16 protein-coding genes are annotated in these 17077 nt (G+C 72.5%); 11 read left to right on the forward strand and 5 right to left on the reverse strand.

Features of this window, described 5'->3' with window-relative positions; all coding sequences use genetic code 11:
- A partial coding sequence (locus ACI2LW_RS32695) for a sugar phosphate nucleotidyltransferase (protein ID WP_404734914.1) occupies positions 1 to 140 on the reverse strand: 140 nt, incomplete at its 3' end.
- A gap of 81 nt (positions 141 to 221) precedes the next feature.
- On the opposite strand from ACI2LW_RS32695, the gene ACI2LW_RS32700 reads away from it, so the two are divergent.
- Complete coding sequence (locus ACI2LW_RS32700; protein WP_404734893.1) at positions 222 to 881, forward strand: 5-formyltetrahydrofolate cyclo-ligase; 660 nt, start codon at positions 222 to 224, stop codon at positions 879 to 881.
- A 134-nt stretch (positions 882 to 1015) separates the two neighbouring features.
- On the opposite strand, the gene ACI2LW_RS32705 is transcribed toward ACI2LW_RS32700, so the two are convergent.
- Positions 1016 to 3901 (reverse strand): penicillin acylase family protein, encoded by a 2886-nt coding sequence (locus ACI2LW_RS32705; protein ID WP_404734894.1) that lies wholly within the window; start codon positions 3899 to 3901, stop codon positions 1016 to 1018.
- A gap of 212 nt (positions 3902 to 4113) precedes the next feature.
- On the opposite strand from ACI2LW_RS32705, the gene ACI2LW_RS32710 reads away from it, so the two are divergent.
- The 6 genes from ACI2LW_RS32710 to mscL all read left to right on the forward strand — a co-directional run bounded on the left by ACI2LW_RS32710 (position 4114) and on the right by mscL (position 10005).
- Positions 4114 to 5619, forward strand: coding sequence for a potassium/proton antiporter (locus tag ACI2LW_RS32710; RefSeq protein ID WP_404734915.1), 1506 nt, complete (start codon positions 4114 to 4116; stop codon positions 5617 to 5619).
- A gap of 406 nt (positions 5620 to 6025) precedes the next feature.
- Complete coding sequence (locus ACI2LW_RS32715; RefSeq protein ID WP_404734916.1) at positions 6026 to 7252, forward strand: MFS transporter; 1227 nt, start codon at positions 6026 to 6028, stop codon at positions 7250 to 7252.
- 67 nt (positions 7253 to 7319) lie between these two features.
- On the forward strand, positions 7320 to 7631 hold the full coding sequence (locus ACI2LW_RS32720; RefSeq protein WP_404734895.1) for an FmdB family zinc ribbon protein: 312 nt from the start codon (positions 7320 to 7322) through the stop codon (positions 7629 to 7631).
- A gap of 91 nt (positions 7632 to 7722) precedes the next feature.
- Entirely contained in the window at positions 7723 to 8556 is an 834-nt protein-coding gene (locus ACI2LW_RS32725) for an S-methyl-5'-thioadenosine phosphorylase (RefSeq protein ID WP_404734896.1), read from the forward strand.
- Between the two features lie 381 nt (positions 8557 to 8937).
- Positions 8938 to 9486: an RcpC/CpaB family pilus assembly protein gene (locus ACI2LW_RS32730; protein WP_404734897.1), complete on the forward strand. Its 549-nt coding sequence runs from the start codon at positions 8938 to 8940 to the stop codon at positions 9484 to 9486.
- 57 nt (positions 9487 to 9543) lie between these two features.
- Positions 9544 to 10005 carry a large conductance mechanosensitive channel protein MscL gene (gene mscL / locus ACI2LW_RS32735; protein WP_404734898.1) on the forward strand — a complete coding sequence of 154 codons (462 nt, stop codon included), beginning with the start codon at positions 9544 to 9546 and terminating at the stop codon, positions 10003 to 10005.
- 31 nt (positions 10006 to 10036) lie between these two features.
- Here mscL and ACI2LW_RS32740 read toward each other — a convergent pair whose 3' ends face one another.
- Positions 10037 to 10207, reverse strand: a complete 171-nt coding sequence (locus tag ACI2LW_RS32740; RefSeq protein WP_404734899.1) for a hypothetical protein — start codon at positions 10205 to 10207, stop codon at positions 10037 to 10039.
- A 74-nt stretch (positions 10208 to 10281) separates the two neighbouring features.
- Here ACI2LW_RS32740 and ACI2LW_RS32745 point away from each other — a divergent pair, with 74 nt between their 5' ends.
- The 4 genes from ACI2LW_RS32745 to ACI2LW_RS32760 all read left to right on the forward strand — a co-directional run bounded on the left by ACI2LW_RS32745 (position 10282) and on the right by ACI2LW_RS32760 (position 15035).
- The gene (locus ACI2LW_RS32745; protein ID WP_404734900.1) at positions 10282 to 11502 is read left to right on the forward strand and encodes a low temperature requirement protein A; all 1221 of its coding nucleotides are present in this window, start codon (positions 10282 to 10284) and stop codon (positions 11500 to 11502) included.
- A 130-nt stretch (positions 11503 to 11632) separates the two neighbouring features.
- Positions 11633 to 12661, forward strand: coding sequence for a P1 family peptidase (locus ACI2LW_RS32750; protein WP_404734901.1), 1029 nt, complete (start codon positions 11633 to 11635; stop codon positions 12659 to 12661).
- Between the two features lie 222 nt (positions 12662 to 12883).
- The gene (locus ACI2LW_RS32755; RefSeq protein WP_404734902.1) at positions 12884 to 14104 is read left to right on the forward strand and encodes an Ig-like domain-containing protein; all 1221 of its coding nucleotides are present in this window, start codon (positions 12884 to 12886) and stop codon (positions 14102 to 14104) included.
- A 184-nt stretch (positions 14105 to 14288) separates the two neighbouring features.
- Complete coding sequence (locus ACI2LW_RS32760; RefSeq protein ID WP_404734903.1) at positions 14289 to 15035, forward strand: DUF6227 family protein; 747 nt, start codon at positions 14289 to 14291, stop codon at positions 15033 to 15035.
- Between the two features lie 126 nt (positions 15036 to 15161).
- Here the strand turns inward: ACI2LW_RS32760 and ACI2LW_RS32765 are convergent, their stop codons facing one another.
- Positions 15162 to 15410 (reverse strand): hypothetical protein, encoded by a 249-nt coding sequence (locus tag ACI2LW_RS32765; RefSeq protein WP_404734904.1) that lies wholly within the window; start codon positions 15408 to 15410, stop codon positions 15162 to 15164.
- Positions 15411 to 15533: 123 nt separating this feature from the next.
- Entirely contained in the window at positions 15534 to 17072 is a 1539-nt protein-coding gene (locus ACI2LW_RS32770) for an MFS transporter (RefSeq protein ID WP_404734905.1), read from the reverse strand.
- Between the last annotated feature and the right edge of the window lie 5 nt (positions 17073 to 17077).

The raw sequence follows: 17077 nt of genomic DNA on the forward strand, positions 1-17077 counted from the left end.
TCGACCACGTACTGGATCGCCGGCTTGTCCACGACCGGCAGCATCTCCTTGGGAGTGGCCTTGGTGGCCGGCAGGAACCGGGTGCCCAGGCCCGCCGCGGGAATGACAGCCTTGCTGATCCTGGGGTGCGACTGACTCATGGACGTCACCTTATCCGCTGCTTTTGCGCGGAACCTGTGGCTCCGGTTAATTGGCACTCAGATGAGCGGGAACTTCGGCGGATGAGAAAGGGTACGGGAGCGGGCGTGGATGTCACGGGAGGTGCGGCGGGCGGCGCGGCCGGCACCGGCAAGCGGGCGCTGCGGCGGGAGTTCCTCGCGGCGCGGGACGAACTGACGGCGGACGAGGTGCGCGAGGCGGCCGGGGCGCTGGCCCGGCACGCGCTCGCGCTGCCCGAGCTGGCGCGGGCCCGCACCGTGGCCGCGTACGTCTCGGTGGGCACCGAACCGGGCACGCTCGCCCTGCTCGACGCCCTGCGCGCGCGGGGCGCCCGTGTGCTGCTGCCCGCGCTGCTGCCCGACAACGACCTGGACTGGGGCGCGTACGCCGGGGAGGGCTCCCTGGCCCGCGTGCGGCACGGCGGGCGGATGGCGCTGTTCGAACCGGCCGGCGAGCGCCTCGGCCCGGACGCCGTGACCTTGGCCGACGCCGTCCTGCTGCCCGGCCTGGCCGTGGACGCGCGCGGGATGCGGCTGGGGCGCGGCGGCGGCTCCTACGACCGGGTCCTCGCCCGGCTGGAACGGGCCGGCGCGCACCCGGCGCTCGTGGTGCTGCTGTACGACGGGGAGGTCGTCGCGCACGTCCCCGCGGAGGCGCACGACCGGCCGGTACGGGCGGTGGTGACCCCGTCGGGGGTACGCCGCTTCCCGGACGGCGCCTGACCTGCCTGTACGGCACCCTCTCCTACGGGCCGGTACGTACGAACTCACGGGCCGGAACGTGCGAAGGCCCTCCACGCGCCGCGCGTGGAGGGCCTTCGTGCCTTCGTACGGGGTCCGCGGTCAGCGGCCGTGGCTCACGGCTTGAGCGTCAGGGTGTCGCTCGTGCTGCTGTCGACCGCGTTCGGCGTGAAGGACCACGGCAGCAGCTCGCCCTTGGCCCACTTGCCCGTCTGGTCGGTGTAGTGGGCGCTGAAGGCGTGCCCGGAGGCGCCGGTGAGGTTGATCCACCGGGACTTGTCGAGGTCGGCGAGGTTGACCACCATCCGCATGGACGGCACCCACACCACGCCGTAGCCGCCCGCGGCGTTCCACCCGGAGGCGTTGACCGCGGCCTCGCCGCCGCTGAGCTTCCAGGGCCCGCGGTTGAGGATGTACTTCAGGAAGCCCGGCCCCTCGGTGCCCAGGGTCTGGTTCTTCAGGAACAGCCGGTGCAGCCGGCCCCAGCTCCAGGTGTCGATGTCCTTGCCGAGCTTGGCGGTCAGCTCCCAGCGGGCGTCGATCATGGCGCGCCCGAACAGCTCGTCGCGGTTGTCCGCCTTGGGGCGGGTGCCCGACGCCGGCGTCTTCCACCAGTCGCTGTCCTCGTGGTCCATCAGAGCACGGACCACCTCGAACCACCGGTCGCCGCCGTCCGGCTGCGCCTGGTCGGCGTCGCGCTCGCCGCACTCGCGGACCTTGGTGTCCTCGTCCACCGGACCGGTCTTCTCGGCGGGCTCGACCCACAGGCACTGGTTCTTGACCCGCAGCTCCTTGGGGAGCTTGTTGCCGAAGGCCAGCTTGAGGATGTTGCGCCAGACCGCGTTGAAGTACGCGGCCGCGGCCGAGTCGGCGTCCTGGGTGTAGTCCCAGCCCTCGAGCAGCTTCTGCGCCCGGCGGACGTCCTTGTCGGCGATGTCCACCTTCAGCAGCTGGGGCACGAGCAGCTTGGCGATCTCGCTGCTGTTGTCCATCTGCATCTGGCGCATGTCGTCGGTGGAGATCTTGCCGCCGCCGTCGATCTTCGACTGGATCAGGTCGGTGATCCGCTGGCTGCGGGCGCCGTAGCCCCAGTCCGTGGTGAGCGTGTACGGGTAGTCGCCGGGGGCGACGACGGCCTGGTTGGCGGTGACGATGTACCCGCGCTTCGGGTTGTACTCGTAGGGCAGTTCGTCCTGCTTTATGTAGCCCTTCCAGTCGTACTTCGAGTCCCAGCCGGGAGCGGGGATCGAGCCGTCGTCGCCCTTGGCGCGCTTGGGGATGCGGCCGGGCAGCGTGTAGCCGATGTTGTTGCCGGTGTCGGCGTAGACGAGGTTCTGCGAGGGCACGTCGAACAGGGCCGCCGCCGACCGGAAGTCGGCGAAGTTCTTCGCCCTGTCGATGGCGAAGACGGCGTCCATGGTGGTGCCCGGCTGCAGCGCGGTCCACTTCAGGGCGATGGCGTAGCCGTCGCCCCGGTCCGGTGCCGCCGTGTTGACCTGGGCCTTCTTGCCGACCTTCACGAGTTCGTCGTCGCGGTCGGACAGCAGCGGGCCGTTGTTGGTCTCACGGACGACGATCGTCTTGGAGGCGCCGCCGGCGACCTTGATGGTCTCCTCGCGGGTCTTGAAGGGGACGGTCTTGTCGTCGCGCAGGTAGCCGTCGCCGCTGAGCTTCTCCAGGTACAGGTCGGTGACGTCGACGCCGGAGTTCGTCATGCCCCAGGCGATGTCGCCGTTGTGGCCGATGATCACGCCGGGCAGGCCCGCGAAGGTGTAGCCGGCGACGTCGTAGGGGCAGGCGCTGGAGACGGAGCGGCAGTGCAGCCCCATCTGGTACCAGACCGAGGGCAGCGAGGCCGACAGGTGCGGGTCGTTGGCGAGCAGCGGCTTGCCGGTGATGGTGTACTTCCCGGCCACGACCCAGGAGTTGGAGCCGATGCCGTCGCCGTTGACGCCGACGGCGGTGGGCAGGTCCTGCATCGCGTCGTGAAGGCCCATCAGCTGGCTCTGCACACCGGAGCCCGAGGTGGTGCCCGACGTCGTCCCGGAAGTGGTGCCCGACGTTCCGGCGCCGCCCGTGGTGCCGGTCGTGGTGCCCGTGCCGGTGCCGGCCGTCGTACCGGTGCCGGTGCCGGCCGTACCCGTGCCCGTCCCGGTACCTGCCGTTCCCGTCCCGGTTCCCGTGCCCGTGCCGGTCGAGGAGCCCGTGGCGCCGCCGCCCTCGAAGGACCGGGTGAGCGCGTTGTACTGGCCCTCGGAGACGATCGGCTTGTTGCGGCCGTACGGATAGTCCGGGTACAGGTCCTTGATCTGCTTGGGGCCGAGGCGGCTGGTCAGCAGCGCCCGGTCGGCCTCGTCCTGCATGTTGCCGCGCAGGTCCCAGGCCATCGCCTTCAGCCACGCGACCGAGTCGACGGGGGTCCACCGCGCCGGCTTGTAGTCGTTGGTGAAGCCGAGGGCGGCGTACTCCAGGGAGATGTCCTCGGCGTCGCGGCCCTCGAGGTAGGCGTTGACCCCCTTGGCGTACGCGTCGAGGTACTTCCTGGTGGTGGCCGACAGCTTCTTGTCGTACTCCTCCTTGGCCACCCGGTCCCAGCCCAGGGTGCGCAGGAACTCGTCGTTCTTGACCTGGCCCTTGCCGAACATCTCCGACAGGCGCCCGGAGGTCATGTGCCGGCGCACGTCCATCTCGTAGAACCGGTCCTGCGCCTGGACGAAGCCCTGCGCCATGAACAGGTCGGCGGCGGAGGAGGCGTAGATCTGCGGGACGCCGTAGCCGTCGCGCTTGACGTCGACGGGCCCGGACAGGCCCTGCAGCGTGACGGTGCCCCGGGTCTGGGGGAAGGAGGCGCGCACGGTGCTGATGGACCAGTAGGCCGCGTAGGCGACGCCTCCGACGAGGGCCAGAACCAGGACAAGCCCGATCAGCCGGGCTTTTCGCCCCTTCTTCCTGCCGGACTTGCCGGGCTTGTCACCCGTTGAGGCGGTGGTGTTGGGGGGCATCGCTGTCCTTGCTGTCCTAACGCGAGCGGCAGGCGGTACTGGAGTGCTGGAGCAACCATAGGCGCAGGGCCCGATGGCACTTGACGCGGAGTCGGGTCCAGGCCTGGACGGGCGTTCGATCCTGCCCCGTGGAGCGTCAAGAAAGCGTCAAGAGTTAGGTAAGGTAACGAAGTAACCGGAGCTCGCCGGGCACCCCAGGGGAGGAACCGCCGCTGACTGTTCACCACCTCAACCAGCTACTGCTCGCCTGCTCACTCATCCTGCTCGTCGCCGTGGCAGCGGTCCGGATCTCCTCGCGCAGCGGGCTCCCCAGCCTGCTCGTCTACCTGGGGATGGGCGTCGTCATGGGCCAGGACGGCCTCGGCCACGTCCGCTTCGACGACGCCGCGCTGACCCAGCTCATCGGCTACGCGGCCCTGGTCGTGATCCTCACCGAGGGCGGTCTCGGGACGAAGTGGAAGGAGATCAAACCGGTCCTTCCGGCCTCCGCGGCGCTGGCGCTGGCCGGGGTCGCGGTGAGCGTCGGCGTCACGGCGGCCGGCGCGCACTACCTGAGCGGGCTGGAGTGGCGGCAGGCGCTGATCATCGGCGCGGTGGTGTCCTCCACGGACGCGGCGGCCGTCTTCTCGGTGCTGCGCCGGATCCCGCTGCCCGCGCGCGTGAAGGGCACGCTGGAGGCCGAGTCCGGCTTCAACGACGCCCCGGTGGTGATCCTGGTCGTGGCCTTCTCCACGGCCGGCCCCATCGAGCACTGGTACGTGCTGGTGGGCGAGATAGCGCTGGAACTCGCGATCGGCGCGGCCATCGGCCTCGCGGTGGGCTGGCTCGGCGCCTGGGGGCTGCGGCACGTCGCGCTGCCCGCCTCCGGCCTCTACCCGATCGCCGTGACCGCGATCGCGGTCTCCGCGTACGCGGCCGGTGCGCTCGCGCACGGCAGCGGCTTCCTGGCGGTCTACCTCGCCTCGATGGTGCTCGGCAACGCCAAGCTGCCGCACTGGCCCGCCACCCGCGGCTTCGCCGAGGGACTCGGCTGGATCGCCCAGATCGGCATGTTCGTGCTGCTCGGCCTGCTGGTGACCCCGCACGAGCTGGGCGACGACATCCTGCCCGCGCTCGTCATCGGCCTGGTCCTGACGATGGTCGCCCGCCCGCTGAGCGTCGTGCTCAGCCTGATGCCGTTCAAGGTCCCCTGGCAGGAGCAGGCCCTGATGTCCTGGGCGGGACTGCGCGGGGCGGTGCCCATCATCCTGGCGACCATCCCGATGGTGAACGGTGTCGACGCCAGCCACCGCATCTTCAACATCGTCTTCGTCCTGGTCGTCGTCTACACCCTCGTCCAGGGGCCCACGCTGCCCTGGCTGGGCCGCAAGCTGCGGCTGGGCGACCCCGAGGAGGCCGCCGACCTGGGCATCGAGTCGGCGCCGCTGGAGCGGCTGCGCGGGCATCTGCTCTCCGTCTCCATCCCGGAGGGCTCGCGGATGCACGGCGTGGAGATCAACGAGCTGCGGCTGCCCGCCGGGTCCGCGGTCACCCTCGTGGTGCGCGACGGGAAGTCGTTCGTGCCGCTGCCCACGACGGTCCTGCGCCGCGGCGACGAACTCCTCGTGGTCGCCACCGACCCCGTGCGCGAGGCCGCGGAGCGGCGGCTGCGCGCGGTCAGCCGGGGCGGCAAACTGGCCGACTGGCTGGGCGCGGACAACGGAGCCGGGGGACACTGAGCGCCGATTCCCCGGGGCCGCTCCGATCGCAGGCGCACGCCCCGGTGGTGCTCGTTTTCACAGGTGTGCGCGGTCTTGATCCCTGTACGATAAAGGCGCACCTGATCGAACCAACTCTGCCTGACGCAGAGCTGGCGCGACCGTATGGCGGCCGGGTCGCCCCCTTGCGCGGGCACCGGTATCCACCGCAGTCCGCGCAAGAGGACAGCTCTCGGCGTGCGTGCCCGTACGCGGTGCCGCGCTACCAGGCGGCAGAAAGGCACGGGCCGTGGAATCCACGGTCACCACCACCGGCCCGGGGGAGTCCTCCGAGAACCCCGGGAAGTCCCCCGGAACGTCCGGGAAGTCGTCCGGGAACGCCGGGAAGTCCTCCCGCCGCAAGTCCTCCCGCCCGGGATACGGGCAGCTGCTGCGCACCCCCGGGGCCTGGACGTTCCTGCTCCCCGGTTTCGCGGCGCGCCAGCCGTTCGCGATGCTCACCCTCTCCATCGTGCTGCTGGTGCGGCACACCACCGGCTCCTACGGCGCCGCGGGGGCCACCGCGGCCGTCACCGGTGTCTCCATGGCACTGTTCGCGCCGTACACCGGGCGGCTCGCCGACCGCCACGGCCAGCGCGCCGTCCTCGTGCCCGGGGTCCTGGTGCACGCCCTGGCCGGGCTGGGGCTGACCGGGCTCGCCCTCGCGCACGCGCCCCTGTGGGCGCTGTTCGCGGCGGCCGTGCCGACCGGCGCCTCGGTGCCGCAGACCGGCCCCATGGTGCGCGCCCGCTGGGCGGTGACGCTCAAGGACTCCCCCCTGATGGCGACCGCCGCCGCCTTCGAGTCCGTCACGGACGAGCTGACCTTCGTCGTCGGGCCGCTGCTCGCGACCGCGCTGTGCACCGCCGTCACCCCGGCGGCGGGCCTGGTCACCGAGGCCGGCCTGACCCTGCTGGGCGGTCTGCTGTTCGCCGCGCAGCGGCGCACCCAGCCGCCCGTGCCGGCCGGCGCCGGCCAGGAGCGCGTACGGCACGCCTCGGCGCTGCGCGTGCCCGGTGTGCGCGTGCTGGTCGTGACCTTCCTCGGCATCGGCTCGGTGTTCGGCGGCATGCAGGTGTCGCTGGCCGCCTTCACCGAGTCCATCGGCCGGCCCGGCCTCAACGGCGTCCTCTACGGGATCTTCGCCGCCGGCAACATGCTCTCCGGCGTCGCCTGCGGCGCGATCGCCTGGAAGGCGGCTCCGCGGCGCCGCCTGCTCCTCGGCCACACCGCCCTCGCGCTGGCCGCGTCCGCGCTGTGGACCGCCCACTCGGCGCCGCTGCTCGGGGCGCTCGGCCTCCTGGTCGGCATGTGCATCGCGCCCTCGCTGATCACCGGCTACACCCTGGTGGAGGACCTGGTCCCGGCCGGCGCCCGCACCGAGGCCTTCACCTGGCTCACGGGGGCGGTCGCCCTCGGCCAGGCCGCCGCCGTCACCGTCGCGGGCCGGCTGGAGGACCGCCTGTGGGTGGGTGCCGGATTCCTGGTCCCGATGGCGGGGACGGTGCTCGCCCTCGTGACCCTGGTGGCCCTGCGCTCGCGCCTGACCCCCCGGCCGCGCGGCCGTACCGTCGCACGTGGCGTCGGTCACCGCGCCCACATCGCAGTGGACTGATCCCGGGGAATGCGTCAGTATGGACCGTCGTTAGCACTCATCGAGTGAGAGTGCCAGGAGGAAGACAGTGCCCACCTACCAGTACCAGTGCACCGAGTGCGGCGAGGGCCTCGAGGCGGTGCAGAAGTTCACCGACGAGGCGCTCACACAGTGCCCGAGCTGCAGTGGCCGCCTGAAGAAGGTGTTCTCCGCCGTGGGCATTGTCTTCAAGGGCTCCGGCTTCTACCGCAACGACAGCCGCGGCTCCTCCTCGAGCAGCAGCCCGGCCTCGTCGTCGAAGTCGTCGGGCTCCTCGTCGGACGCGAGGTCGTCCTCGTCGTCCTCGTCGAGCTCGTCCTCGGGCTCGGGGTCGTCGTCGGCCGCGAGCTCCGCCGCCTGACCCACGGTCCACGGCCCACGGATGTGCCGGACCCCGCCGTTCCACCACGGCGGGGTCCTCGGCGTCCGTCCGGGCGGATAGTGTGCTGTGCATGGCGAACGCAGAGATCGGTGTCATCGGCGGTTCCGGCTTCTACTCCTTCCTGGACGACGTGACCGAGATCCAGGTGGACACGCCGTACGGACCGCCCAGCGACTCCCTCTTCCTCGGTGAGGTCGCCGGACGCCGGGTCGCCTTCCTGCCCCGGCACGGCCGCGGCCACCATCTGCCGCCGCACCGCATCAACTACCGCGCCAACCTGTGGGCGCTGCGCTCCGTGGGCGTGCGCCAGGTCCTCGGCCCCTGTGCGGTGGGCGGGCTGCGCCCGGAGTACGGGCCCGGCACGCTGCTGGTTCCGGACCAGTTCGTCGACCGTACGAAGTCCCGGGCCGGCACCTACTTCGACGGCGTTCCGCTGCCCGACGGCACGGTGCCCAACGTGGTGCACGTCTCCCTCGCCGACCCCTACTGCCCCACCGGGCGGGCGGCCGCGCTCAAGGCGGCGCGCGGGCGGGACTGGGACGCGGTCGACTCGGGCACCCTCGTCGTGGTCGAGGGCCCGCGCTTCTCGACCCGTGCCGAGTCGCTGTGGCACCGGTCGCAGGGCTGGTCGGTGGTCGGCATGACCGGGCACCCCGAGGCCGCGCTCGCCCGGGAACTGGAACTCTGCTACACCTCCCTGACCCTGGTCACCGACCTCGACGCGGGCGCCGAGAGCGGCGAGGGCGTCTCCCACGAGGAGGTGCTGCGGGTGTTCGCGGCGAACGTGGAGCGGCTGCGGGGCGTGCTGTTCGACGCGGTGGCCGCGCTGCCCGCCACGCAGGAGCGGGACTGCCCGTGCGCGAGCGCGCTGGGCGGGATGGACCCGGGCTTCGCGCTGCCGTAGCGGCGGGGGCGCCGGCCGGGGCGGGAGTGTCCGCCCGGTGGGCGGTGCTCGACAGGAGCACCCGCCGGGGGCGGTGCGCTGCCGGAATTCCCCGTTCGGGTGAGCGAGTTGTCCACAACCCGCGAGTAGTGCACGGGCTCCGGCGGGCCGTGGCGCGATGCCTCATCGTGGCACCGCCAGCCGGTTCCATGCCGGTCCTTCGTCACAGCTGGTGGTGACCGACCCGTGCCGCTCCCGTCGATCCCGTCGTCCTCGCTTCCCCCGACCTCTTCCTTTCCCCCGACCTCTTCCTTTCCCCCGTCCCTCTCGTTCGCCACGACCTCTTCCTTTCCCCCGTCCTCCTCCTGCCGGCCCGGCGCGGACACGCCGGCCACCTGCGAGGTGCCGCACTTCCCGCCGGTGCGGGTGGGCGGCGGGCGGTACCGGCTGCTGAGACTGGTGCGGCGGCGCGGGAGCGCGGTCGCGGCCGGGCTCGCAGTCACCGCGGCGGCCCTGGTCGCGGCCGGTCCGCGGGACGCCGTGGACGCCGATCGCGGGGGTGCGGCCGGCGGCCGCCCGGTGCCCGCGGCGGACGGTGCCCGTGAGCTCGGCCGGGACCGCACGGGCCGCGGGCCCGGCGGGGCGGGTACCCGGGCCGGGGAGACGGTGACCGCTGCGGTGCGGATCGCCGACGCCGCCACGGTCGGCCTGCTGCGCCCCGGCGACCGGGTCGACGTGATCGCGGCGGAGGATCCGGCGGCGGGCGGCGGGGCCCGGGTGGTGGCGCGGGGAGCGCGCGTGGTGGGCGTTCCCGGCCGTGCCGAGTCCGGGGCCGCCCGGGCCGGGGACGCAGGGCCCGGGGCGCTGATCGCGCTCTCCGTGCCCCGCGCCACCGCCGTGCGCCTGGCCGGGGCGGGTGCGACGGCGAGGCTGGCGGTGACCCTGTGGTGACCCGTAGGTTGCGGAGCTGTTTGTTCCGCAACCAGCACGTCCACGAAGGAGCCACACGTGAGCAAGAAGAAGGACCCGAGCGTCTGGCAGGGCTTCAAGGCCTTCCTGATGCGCGGGAACGTCGTCGACCTGGCCGTCGCGGTGGTCGTCGGCGCCGCCTTCAGCAACATCGTCAACTCGGTGGTGAAGGGTGTGATCAACCCGGTCGTCGGAGCGATCGGCACCCAGAACCTCGACCACTACAGCTCCTGCCTGAGCGACACGTGCAAGGGCGACCAGGGCATCCGAATACTGTGGGGCTCGGTCCTCGGCTCCGCCCTCCAGTTCCTGATCACCGCCGCGGTGGTCTACTTCCTGATGGTTCTGCCCATGGCGAAGTTCCTGGCCCGCCAGGAGGCCCGCAGGAAGGCGCGGGAGGGCACGCAGGAGGTCGTCGAGGTGACCGAGCTGGAGGTGCTCAAGGAGATCCGCGACGAGCTGGTCGCCCGGCGCGGCGGACCGGAGCACCTCGGGCGGTAGCGGGTCCGGCGGCGCGGCCGCGGGCCCGGTCTCAGAGGTGGTGGGGCGGCTTCTCGTCGAGGAAGCGCTTGAGGTCCGCGGCGCAGTCGCCGTCCGTCCGGTCGCCCCAGCCGCGGTCGGTGTCGTCGCTGGACTGCTGGTTCAGCGGGTCGTCGAAGATCAGCGCGTTCCTGGGGTCCTGCGGCTCGGCGGCGGTACTCATGTCTCCAGGGTACGGTCCCCGGCCGGCGCGGCCGTCCCAGGACGTACCGGCGGGTTTCTGCTGTCCTGGAAGCCATGACGTCCCGTTCCGACAGCTCCGGCCCGCCTCCCGGAGCCACCGACCCTTCCTCGGCCGGCCGTCCGCTGCGGCCGCTGGTCGCACGCGGCCGCGGCGAGCCGAACCGGGTCGCCTCGCCGCTCGAGCTGTTCTTCGACCTGTGCTTCGTCGTGGCCGTCGCCACGGCGGGCGCGGAGCTGGTCCACGCCGTGGCCGGGGGCCGGGCGGGACATGGCGTCCTGGACTACGCGATGGCCTTCTTCGCCATCTGGTGGGCCTGGATGAACTTCTCCTGGTTCGCCTCCGCGTACGACAACGACGACGTGCTCTACCGGGTCGTGACCCTGGTGCAGATCGCGGGCGTGCTGGTGCTGGCCGCGGGCATCCCCGAGGCGTTCGAGCACCGCGACTTCTTCCTGGTATGGCTCGGCTACCTGATCATGCGGCTGGCGATGGCCGGCCAGTGGCTGCGGGCCGCCCGCCGGGCCCGGGGCGGGGAGCGGCGCATGGCGCTGCGGTACGCGGCCGGAGTGCTGCTGTGCCAGGTGGGCTGGCTGGGGCTGCTGTTCCTGCCGTTGAACGCCCGGCCGTGGGTGTTCCTGGTGATGGCGGTCCTGGAGCTGTGCGTGCCGCTGTACGCGGAACGGGCGTGCACGACCTCCTGGCACCCCCACCACATCGCGGAGCGGTACGGCCTGTTCACGATCATCGTGCTGGGCGAGACGGTGGCGGCGGCCACGGCGGCGGTGCGGTCGGCGGCGACCGAGCACGACGCGCTGGGCGAGCTGCTGCCGATCGCGGCGGGCGGTCTGCTGATCGTCTTCTCGGCCTGGTGGATCTACTTCGTGGTGCCGATCCACGGTCACCTGCGTTCCAACCGGCAGTCGTTCCTGTGGGGATACGGCCACTACCTGATCTTCGCCTCGGCCGCGGCGATCGGTGCGGGCCTGGAGGTGGCGGTCGAGCAGGCCGTCGGTACGGCGCACCTGTCGGCCGAGGCGGCGGCGGGCGCCGTGACCCTGCCGACGGCGCTGTATCTGATCACCGTGTGGGTGCTGCACTCGCGGCACTTCAAGGCGGGCATCGCCCAGCAGCTGGTACTGCCCTGCACCGCCCTGCTGGTGATCTGCTGCACGTTCCTCGGCGGGTGGGCGGTCCTCGCGGCGGGCCTGGTGTCGGCGTTCGCGGTGGCGGCGGGGGTGGCGCTGACGGCGCGCGCGGAGGCCGGACGCGCCTGAACCCGGCCCGCGCGGCAGCCGGTCCGCGCGGCCCGCCGACGGACCGGGGTGCCCGGCGGCCCACGCCGGCCCGGGCGGCCCGGTGCGCGGGTGCGCGGGAGGGGCGGCCGGGGTGGGGAGACTGGCCGTCATGACAGTGGACGCGTTGACGGATGTGGCCGGACTGCGGGTGGGACATGCGACACGCCGGGGCGGGGGGTGGCTGACGGGCACGACGGTCGTGCTCGCCCCCGAGGGCGGTGCCGTCGCCGCCGTGGACGTGCGCGGCGGCGGCCCGGGCACCAAGGAGACCGACGCCCTCGACCCGCGGAACCTGGTGCCGAAGGTCGAGGCGGTCGTGCTGACCGGCGGCAGCGCCTACGGGCTGGACGCCGCGTCGGGCGTGATGGCCTGGCTGGAGGAGCGGGGACGCGGTGTGCGGGTCGGTCCCGACCCGGCGCAGGTCGTGCCCGTGGTGCCCGCCGCCTGCGTCTTCGACCTGGGCCGCGGCGGCGACTTCCGGGCCCGGCCGGACGCGGCCATGGGGCGGGCCGCGGTGGAGGCGGCAGCGGCGGCCGCACCGGGCGCGCGCGTGCCGGAGGGCTGCGTGGGCGCCGGAACGGGCGCGGCCGTGGGGGCCGTCAAGGGCGGCGTCGGCACCGCGAGCACGGTGCTCGACTCGGGCATCACGGTGGCCGCGCTGGTGGTGGCGAACGCGGCCGGGGCGGCGGTCGACCCCGGGACGGGGGTGCTGTACGGGGAGTTGTTCCAGGGCCGGGTGCGGTACCCCGGCGCGGCGGTGCACGAGGCCGCGCGCCACCGGCTCGCCGAGGCCGCCGCGCGCAGCGCGCCGCCCCCGCTGAACACCACGCTCGCGGTGGTCGCCACCGACGCGGACCTGTCCAAGGCACAGGCGCAGAAGCTGGCCGGCACGGCCCACGACGGCATCGCCCGCGCGGTGCGACCGGTGCACCTGCTCAACGACGGGGACACGGTGTTCGCGCTGGCCACCGGGGCCCGCCCGCTGGACGCCGCCTCGCCCCTCGCCCTGAACGACGTCCTGGCGGCGGGCGCGGACCAGGTGACGCGCGCGATCGTGCGGGCGGTGCGGGCCGCCGAGCCGGTGGACGGACCGGGCGGGACGTGGCCGTCGTACACGCAGCTGTACGGGAGCGGATGAGCCGCTGTACTTGGGCGGATGAGCCGCGGCCCGCCCGCCGTCCGCGCTCCCGGGTGTCCCTCATGTCTCACCGGGCCCTCGATTGTCCCGGTTCTGTCACCGATGGCCCACGCGGGGCGACGGCGGGAACCCGGGCGGGCCGCGGTCGCCTCTTCTCCCACGCATCGCAGCGGATCAAGCGGATCAAGCGGATCGCGCCCGACAACCCACCTGGAGAAGCCCGTGAAAACGCCGGACATAGCAGCGCGGCGCGCACTGGGGGCCTGTGCCGCCCTGATGGTCGGCACCCTCGCCCTCACCGGATGCGGCGGAGACGCCAGCGCCAAGGACGACGGCAGCGGCGGCGGCAAGGACACCCCCAGGACGTCGGCGGCCAGGATCGCCATCTCGGCCGAGGACGGCTCGACCGGCGCGTCCATCAACAGCACCGGGGTGAAGGTCAGCGGCGGCAGACTGACCCAGGTCAGGATGACCGTCGCGGGCTCGGGGCAGGACGTGCCCGGCACGATCTCGGCCGACGGGACGACCTGGAAGCCCAAGGAGCAGCTCGAGCGCGGCACGAAGTACCGGATCTCGGCGACCGCCAGGGACGCCGGCGGCCGCACGGCGGCCGCCAACTCCATCTTCACGACCGTCACCCCGGCCGGCAGCTTCATCGGCACGTACACGCCGGACAACGGCACGACGGTGGGCGTCGGCATGCCGGTGTCGTTCACCTTCGACAAGGCCATCTCCGACAAGAAGGCCGTGCAGTCGCACATCACGGTCACCTCCAGCAGCGGCCAGCAGGTCGTCGGCCACTGGTTCGGCGCGCAGCGGCTCGACTTCCGGCCGAAGGACTACTGGCAGGCCGGCTCGAAGGTCACCATGAAGATCGACCTGGACGGCGTGCAGGGCGCGAAGGGCGTCCACGGCGTGCAGAAGAAGACCGTGACGTTCACGGTGGGCCGCTCGCAGGTGTCCACGGTCGACGTGAACACCCAGACCATGACGGTCGTGCGGGACGGCCACACCGTCAGGACCGTGCCGGTCTCCACCGGCAGCCCGGACCACACCACGTACAACGGGCAGATGGTGATCTCGGAGAAGTTCCCGCAGACCCGGATGGACAGCAGGACCGTCAACCTGGGCGGCGAGTACAACATCGGGGACGTGCCGCACGCGATGCGCCTGACCCAGTCCGGCACCTTCATCCACGGCAACTACTGGTACAACAAGGGCAACCCGCCCTTCGGCCGCGAGGGCACCAGCCACGGCTGTGTGGGCATGGCGGACGTGCGGGGCGGCCAGGGCGACACCACGGCCAAGTGGTTCTACGACAACACGCTGCTCGGCGACGTGGTCGTGGTGAGGAACTCCCCGGACCGGGCCGTGTCCCCCGACAACGGCCTCAATGGCTGGAACATGCCATGGAGCGAGTGGACGGCGGGCAGCGCCGTGTGACCACTGGCCACGCCAAAGCCACCTCGACCAGCGGTTTTTGACGGACCGCCGGGCCGCGCGGGAACTTCTCGCGCGGCCCGCCCGTTTTCCCGTCATACGTTTTCCCGGTTCCGGGACATGATGTCCGACCGAGGGGCTACGGTATGCACCCACAAGGTGACATGCAGCAACGCCGGGAGAAACCTTGAGCGTTCCGTACGAGACGACAGCGTACGAACCACGCGAGTCGCCCGAGTCTCCGGAGGAGCACCTCGCGCGGCTCCTCGGCCGCGCCCTGAACTCCTTCGAACTGCCCGACGGGACGATACGGCGGCTCGACCGCGCACTGGCCTACGACGGTTCCCTGCACTCGGCCCACCACAGCGCCGGCCGGCACCGCGAGACGTACCGGCACACCTGGCTGCTCGCCGACGGCTCCGCGCTGACGCTGTGGGAGCTCGTGCACAACACCGCGCCCGGCAGCGAGACCCAGCACGAGGTGTATGTGGACGAGGAGGAACTGCGCACCGCCACCGCCCGGCTGCCGCTGCCGCCGGACGCGCCGGACTTCGAGCTTCCGGTGCTGGTCCAGCTCGCGCCGGTGCCCGAGGCGCGCCACGCCTACGTCCCCGACGACTCGGCCGACCACGCGCGCCGGCTGCTGCGGCGGGCGGAGAACGCGGACCGGCCCGGCGCGGAGGTCGCCTCGCTGCTGACCACGGCGTCCGGCCACCAGATCACCCAGGCCTTCGGCCGGCCCTTCCGGGCGGGCCGCGCCGGGCTGTGCTTCTCCCTCTACGAGCACGCGTTCCTGCTGAGCGACGGCATCGAGATGTCGCTGTGGGAGGTCGAGCACACCGCGACCCCGGACGGACGTCACATGTGCGAGGTCTACACCTCGGAGGACGCGGCCCGGGACGCCATGGAGCGCCGCGCGGCCCAGGCGCCCTGAGGGCCGGCCCCGGCTCGGCACCCGCCGTCGCGGCCCCCCGGGACCGCCGGAGCCGTCTCCCGGCTCCCTGGGACCGCCGGAGCCGTCTCCGTCTCGGTGCCCGTCGCCCCGGTGCCCGTCACCGTCTCAATGCCCGTCGCCGAGCTGGCGCATGAGACCGGCGAAGGCGTCCTTCTCGGCCGCCGTCAGCTCGACGTGCTCCCGGTGCGGGGCGGGCTGAGCCGGCAGTGCCGTCAGTCCCGGCGCGGGAAGGCGTCGAGCGATCTCGAGGCGGACGCCGCGCCGGATGCGGGCCAGCGCGACCATGCAGGCGACGGTCAGCGCGGCGGGAAGCGCCACACCGAACCACATCAGGATCGAGACGTGCTGAGGCATGCCGTCAAGTCAACACCACGGTCCGGGACGTCGGCCCCGGACCGTGACGTATCTCGCAGGTGACGTGAACTACTCACAGCGCCTAAAACGGGCATGCTCATGCCGCCCCCGGTCGGGGCGCGGTCAGCCGACCAGCGCGCGGACCGGCTCGTCCACCGGCTCGCGTCCGTCCCGCTCGCCCTCGTCCGCGCCCTCCACATGCTGCGCGGGCCGCCGGGGCAGGACGGACATCAGGACGAAGATGACGCCCAGCACCGCGGCCACCCACACCAGCGCGTGCTGGAAGGCGTCGACGAAGGCCGGGCCCACCCGGTCCGCGGCCGGCCGGTCGTCGATCACCCCGAAGAACACCACCGACACCAGGGCGAGGCCCAGCGCGTTGCCCATCTGCTGCACCGTGTTGATCAGCCCCGAGGCGGAGCCGGCGTGCTCACGCGGCACCTCCGACAGCACCGCGTCGGTCAGCGGGGCGACGATCAGCCCCATGCCCGCGCCCATCACGACCAGCGGGAGCGCCATCTGCCACGGCGCGATGTGCAGCCCGTAGCGCTCGGACTCCCAGATGTAGAGCAGGACGCCGGCGGCCATGGTCAGCGCGCCGGTCTGGAGCACCTTGCGGCCGAAGCGCGGGACCAGCTTCTGCACGGACAGCCCGGCGGCCGTGGAGACCGCGAGGGAGAACGGCACGCCGGTCAGCCCCGCCCGCAGCGGGCTCCAGCCCAGCCCGATCTGCATGTACAGCGTCCACACCAGGAAGAACACGCCGAGCGCCACGCCGAACACCGTCTGCACGGCGATACCGGCCGCGAAGCTCTTCACCCGGAACAGGGACAGCTCGATCAGCGGGGAGCCGTCGCGCGCCGCCTTGCGCCGCTCGTAGGCCACCAGCGCCGCGAACACCACCGGCGCGCCGGCCATCGACGCGTATCCCCACAGCGGCCAGCCCAGCTCGCGGCCCCGGGTCAGCGGGTAGAGCAGCATCAGCAGGCCCACGGTGACCACGGCGACGCCCACCAGGTCCAGCTTCAGCGCGCGCGGCGCCCTGGACTCCGTGATGAAGCGGCTGCCGAGGAGGAGGGCGGCGATGCCGACCGGCAGGTTGATCAGGAAGATGGGCCGCCACTCCAGCCCGAACAGGTTCCACTCGGTGAGCAGCGCGCCGAGCAGCGGACCGGAGACGGCGCCCAGGCCGACGATCGCCCCGAACAGGCCGAAGACCTTGCCGCGTTCGTGCGCCGGGAAGGTGGCGTGCACGATCGACAGCACCTGCGGGACCATCATCGCCGCCATGGCGCCCTGAAGGATGCGCGAGGCCACCAGCATCTCCGGATTCGCGGCGAAGCCGCACAGCGCGGAGGCGAGGGTGAAGCCGCCGATGCCGACGAGGAACAGCCGCTTGCGGCCGTGGATGTCGCCGAGGCGCCCGCCGGTGATCAGACCGGCCGCGAAGGCGAGGGCGTATCCGGCGGTGATCCACTGGATCTGGCTGAAGGACGCGCCCGCGTCCTTCTGGATGGACGGGATCGCGATGTTGACGATCGTGACGTCCACGAGGTCCATGAAGGCCGCGGTCATCACGATCGCCAGGGCGAACCAGCGGCGGCGGTCGGCCGCCCGCGCTGAGCTGTCCACGCTGTCGACAGGGTTTTCGGTGGAGGTCATGCGCT

It is taken from the genome of Streptomyces sp. NPDC004065, from assembly GCF_044903565.1.
Taxonomy (GTDB): Bacteria; Actinomycetota; Actinomycetes; order Streptomycetales; family Streptomycetaceae; genus Streptomyces.